Below are 4132 nucleotides of genomic sequence, written 5' to 3'. Positions count from 1 at the left end.
CGCCGCCGCGGGCCAGTCCCCGGACGTGCTTGTCGCCCTGTGGGGACGCGTGCGCCACCGCCCCCTCCCGGCGTCGGTGCTGCTCGGGCACGGTCGAGGTGACGACCGGCAGCACCACCGTGTCGTCGCCGCCGCGCCGCCCGCCGGTCAGCGCCGGGGCGGCCCGGCCGACCGCCGGCTGCCGACCGGCCCGGCGGCTGCGCGGCAGCCACTCCAGCACCGCCACCAGCAGCACGGCCAGCAGCAGGCCGACGCCGGACACCGGCAGCACCAGGGCGACGAGCGCCTTGACCCGGGACACCGGCTGCACCTCGCCGACGCTCGTCACCTTCTCCGGGTCGGCGGCCTGGGACTGTGCGCGGGCCTGTTGCAGTCCCTGCCGGGCCGAGGCCAACGCACTGGTGGCACTGTCGCGTTGGGCGATCAGCGCCTGGTAGTCGGGCAGCTTCGGGCCGAGCCCGTCGAGCCGCTTCTGCCCGGCGCTGATCGATTCGGCGGCGGCGTTGGCACCCCGGGTGTTGCCGACCGCCTGCATCTGCAACTGCTGCTGCCGCAGGCTGGCGATCTCCTGCAGGGTCGACTGGTAGAGCTTGTCGGGCTGGCTGACCTTGTTGGCCTTCTCCCAGTCGTTGATCGCCCGGGTGGCGGTGGTCAGCTCGTCGGTGGCCGTCTTCACCTCGTCGGTGGCGATGCCGACCTGGCTGGCGAACAGGAAGGCCAGGGCCCGCTTGCCGGTCGCGGCGAGCACCGAGGCGACGGTGGACCGGTCGGTGGCGGTGTAGGTGACGGTGAGCTGGCTGCTCGCCCCGACCTGCTTGACCGCCAGGCCGTCGCGCAGCGCGTCGGCGGGGACCCCGGTGTCGGCGGCCACCTGGTCGACCACCTGCGGGGAGGTCACCGCCGCGGCGAAGGCCGCCGCGAACTGGTTGGCCGCCTGGGTGCCGGTGTACTGCTGGGCGGCGCTGCCGCCGACCAGCGCGGGCGCGGCGACGACCTAGCTCGCCGCGTACTGCAGCGGGCCGAGCAGGACGATCGACGCGGCCGCCGCCCCGGCCACCAGCGGAATGCCCACCAGCAGCCAGAGTCGACGCCGCGCGACCCGCAGATAGTCGACGATCTCCACCCTGCTGCTCCCCACTGCTTGATCCTTCATCGGTTGGTCCGGCCGGTCGTCGCCGGTCGGGGCGTCGCCGCCCGGGTCGGCTCGGCCGGTAGTCCCCGGGCGACCGCGCCGGCTGCCGCGGCGAACGCGGCGAAATACCACAGGGTGACCACGTTCGAGATCACGTTGGATGCGGCGCTGACCGCGACGAAGGCGACCGCGCAGCCCAGGAACCCGATCGCGATGCCCCGGCCGAGGCTGCCCGGTGGGGCGCGGCGCAGCGCGTTGAGCCCGGTGTGCAGGCACAGCACCATCATCGCCAGGTACGCCAGCAGCCCGGCCAGCCCGGTCTCCACGTACGCGCGCAGGAAGTCGTTGTGCGGCTTCTTCGCCTCGTCGGCCTCGAACTTGGTCATGTTGGGGCCGATGCCGGTGACCGGGTTGCGGTTGGCCAGCGACACGATCTCCGACCAGTAGCCGACCCGCCAGGCGAGGGTGTTGCCGGTCGGGCCGCCACCGACGGCGCTGCTGTCGGCGAGCTGCCCGAAGCGGTGCGCCACGCTCGGCAGCAGGGCCACCCCGGCCACCGCGACCAGGCAGAGCGCCACCAGCAGCCGCCGGCTGCGGTGCAGCACCGCGACCACCAGCAGGCCCAGCCCAGCCCCGAGGATGGCGCTGCGGGTGTTGGTGAGCAGCAGGAACAGCAGCGACGCGGCGAGCAGCACGCCGAGGCCGAGGCGCAGTCGGCGGCTCAGGTAACGGTGGATCCCGAACCCGAAGATCACCATGAACATCAGGTACCGGCCGAACGTGGTGGACTGGCTGAACGGTCCGCTGATCCGGGTGAAGTCCCCCTTGACCTCGGCCGGCGGGTGGCCGAGCAGGGACAGCACGACGGTGTAGCCGACCGCCAGCGCCAGCGAGACGTACGCGGCGAGCAGCACCCGCCGCACCGCCGGCAGGTCCGGCATGAGCTGCTCCAGGACCACGAACATCACCACCACGGTGCCGATCCGCAGCGCCTCCAGGGCACTGGGCACCGGCTGGGCGGCACCTGCCGCACTGACCAGGCAGGTGGCCCCGACCAGCAGCATCGCCACGCCGAGCGGCGAGCCGCGCAGCCGGCCCCGCTGGCGGAGCTGGGCGGCGAGCCAGAGGCCGGCGGCGAGCAGGAACAGCACCGCGAGGATCGTGGACGGGTCCATCGCCCGGGTCGCCCCGGCACCGTCGGCCCGGCCGGCCGTCGGGCCGCTGAGCTTGAACAGGTCGACGCAGGAGCGGACCGCCAGCATCAGCAGCACGTACGCCGCGAAGCGGGTGAGCGCGAGCACCCCGACGGCCAGTCCGGCGAGGACCACCAGGGGCAGCACCGCGCCGACCCGGCCGCCACCGGACGCGGTCAGGCCGACGCCGAGCGCCACCACGGCGCACAGCAGCGCCGCGCCGACGGTCAGCAGGCGGGCGGGCGGATCACCGGCGACCCACCGTCGCCGCCCGCCGTCGGGCAGGGCGAGGTCACCCTCCGTGCCGTGTCGCTGTCCGTCCACCGCTCGCCGACCACTCGTTTCCAGGGAACTGTTGCCGGTCGCCGCCGACGGCCGGGAGAACGGCCTAATCTAACGGTCGCCGAGGTCGGGGGACATGGGCCGTTACGCCGACCGTGGGCGACCCAACGTCCGGTTCCCCGGGGCGGGGGGCGCGCAGGGCCAGCGAGAAGTAGAGTTTTTCCAGCTCACGGGTGGCGGCGTCCCAGCTGTACTCGGCGAGCACCCGGTCGCGCAGCAGCGCCGCGCCGGCCCGTTCGGGCGGCAGGTCGGCGGGGACCGAGCCCACCGCCCGCAGCAGGTCGTCGACGTCACCGTCGCGGAACAGCCGCTGCCCCGGCGCGTCGCGGTCGAGCACCTCGCGGTGGGGTTCGATGTCGCTGGCCACCACCGGCAGCCCGTACGAGGCGGCCTCCAGCAGGGTCAGCGGCAGCCCCTCCAGGCGGGACGGCTGGACGAAGGCGGCGGCGTGCGAGTACAGCTCGGCGAGCACGTCGCCGTAGACGAAGTCGGTGAACACGATGCGCGGATCGTCACCGGCGGCCTCGCGGAGCCGGGCGACGTAGCCGTCGGTGAATGCGGAGCCGCCGACGATGGCCAGCCGCAGGTCGGTGGGGAGTCGCCGGAACGCCCGCACCAGCAGGTCGGCGGCCTTCTCGGGCACGAGCCGGCCGACCAGCAGCAGGTATCCGCCGGGGCGCAGGCCGAAGCGGGACAGCTCGCCCGGCGGCCGGTGGGTGGGGGCGGCCACGCCGTTGGGGATGTAGCGGGCCGGCCGGCCGAACCGGCTGGTGTAGTGCTCGGCGAGACCCCGGGACACGGTCACCCGGGCGTCGGGCAGGTGACCGCTGAGCCGGTACGCGGTACCGAGCACGGCCCGCGCCGCCCGGCCCCACTTGTCGCGCTGGTTGTCCAGCCCGTGCACGGTGAGCACCACCCGGGCGCGGGAGGCGTAGCGGGCCAGCGGCGCGGTCAGCACCGGACCGAGACCGTGGTAGTGCACGATGTCGGGGCGCTCGGTCAGCGCCGCCAGCGTCGAGGTGGCCGAGTGCACGATGGCGTCGAGGTGCTTGCTGGGCACGGTACGGGCCCGCCGCAGCCGGATGCCCCGGTGCCGGGTCGCCTCCACCGCGCCGTAGCTGTCCCGGCAGTAGACGGTCACCTCGTGGCCGAGTCCGGCCAGCCGGCTGGCCATCTCCTCGACGTGCCGTTCGATCCCCCCGTAGGTGGCCGGCACGCCCTTCTGGCCGATCATCGCCACCCGCAGGGGACGCCAGGCGGGCGGGCGGGTCAGGCTCGGCTCCGTACGGTCGGGGCGTAGCTGTTCTCCCCGGTCGACGGCATCGTTACGGAACGGCACTGTCCCCCCTCGTTTTCGCTGACCACCGGGGCGGTGGCGCGGCCCCCGGCGCACGGGACGCTAGATCATCGACGTCCGGTCGGCCACTGGCCGGTCCGTCAGACCTGACCGGCCACCGCGGGGGTC

General features: G+C 74.2%; 5 protein-coding genes. 1 reads left to right on the top strand and 4 read right to left on the bottom strand.

The window, feature by feature from the left end; all coding sequences use genetic code 11:
* A partial coding sequence (locus tag ACOJTC_RS07710; protein ID WP_420116322.1) for a hypothetical protein occupies positions 1-871 on the bottom strand: 871 nt, incomplete at its 3' end.
* Between ACOJTC_RS07710 and ACOJTC_RS07705 the strand changes: the two genes are divergently transcribed.
* Positions 858-998 (top strand): hypothetical protein, encoded by a 141-nt coding sequence (locus ACOJTC_RS07705; RefSeq protein ID WP_420116321.1) that lies wholly within the window; start codon positions 858-860, stop codon positions 996-998. The genes ACOJTC_RS07710 and ACOJTC_RS07705 overlap by 14 nt on opposite strands.
* Here the strand turns inward: ACOJTC_RS07705 and ACOJTC_RS07700 are convergent.
* From ACOJTC_RS07700 to ACOJTC_RS07690, 3 genes are all read right to left on the bottom strand, one after another.
* Positions 995-1138 (bottom strand): hypothetical protein, encoded by a 144-nt coding sequence (locus ACOJTC_RS07700; protein WP_420116320.1) that lies wholly within the window; start codon positions 1136-1138, stop codon positions 995-997. The genes ACOJTC_RS07705 and ACOJTC_RS07700 overlap by 4 nt on opposite strands.
* Before the next feature lie 11 nt (positions 1139-1149).
* Positions 1150-2649: an O-antigen ligase family protein gene (locus ACOJTC_RS07695; RefSeq protein WP_420116319.1), complete on the bottom strand. Its 1500-nt coding sequence runs from the start codon at positions 2647-2649 to the stop codon at positions 1150-1152.
* Between the two features lie 64 nt (positions 2650-2713).
* A complete protein-coding gene (locus ACOJTC_RS07690) occupies positions 2714-4006 on the bottom strand; it encodes a glycosyltransferase family 4 protein (RefSeq protein ID WP_420116318.1) in 1293 nt (430 codons plus the stop codon).
* Positions 4007-4132: the final 126 nt, after the last annotated feature.

Origin of the sequence: Micromonospora sp., from assembly GCF_048594385.1 — a bacterium.
GTDB classification, from domain to species: domain Bacteria; phylum Actinomycetota; class Actinomycetes; order Mycobacteriales; family Micromonosporaceae; genus Micromonospora; species Micromonospora wenchangensis.
Note: the sequence above shows the minus strand (reverse complement) of the source record. Positions and strands in the feature narration are given on the sequence as shown.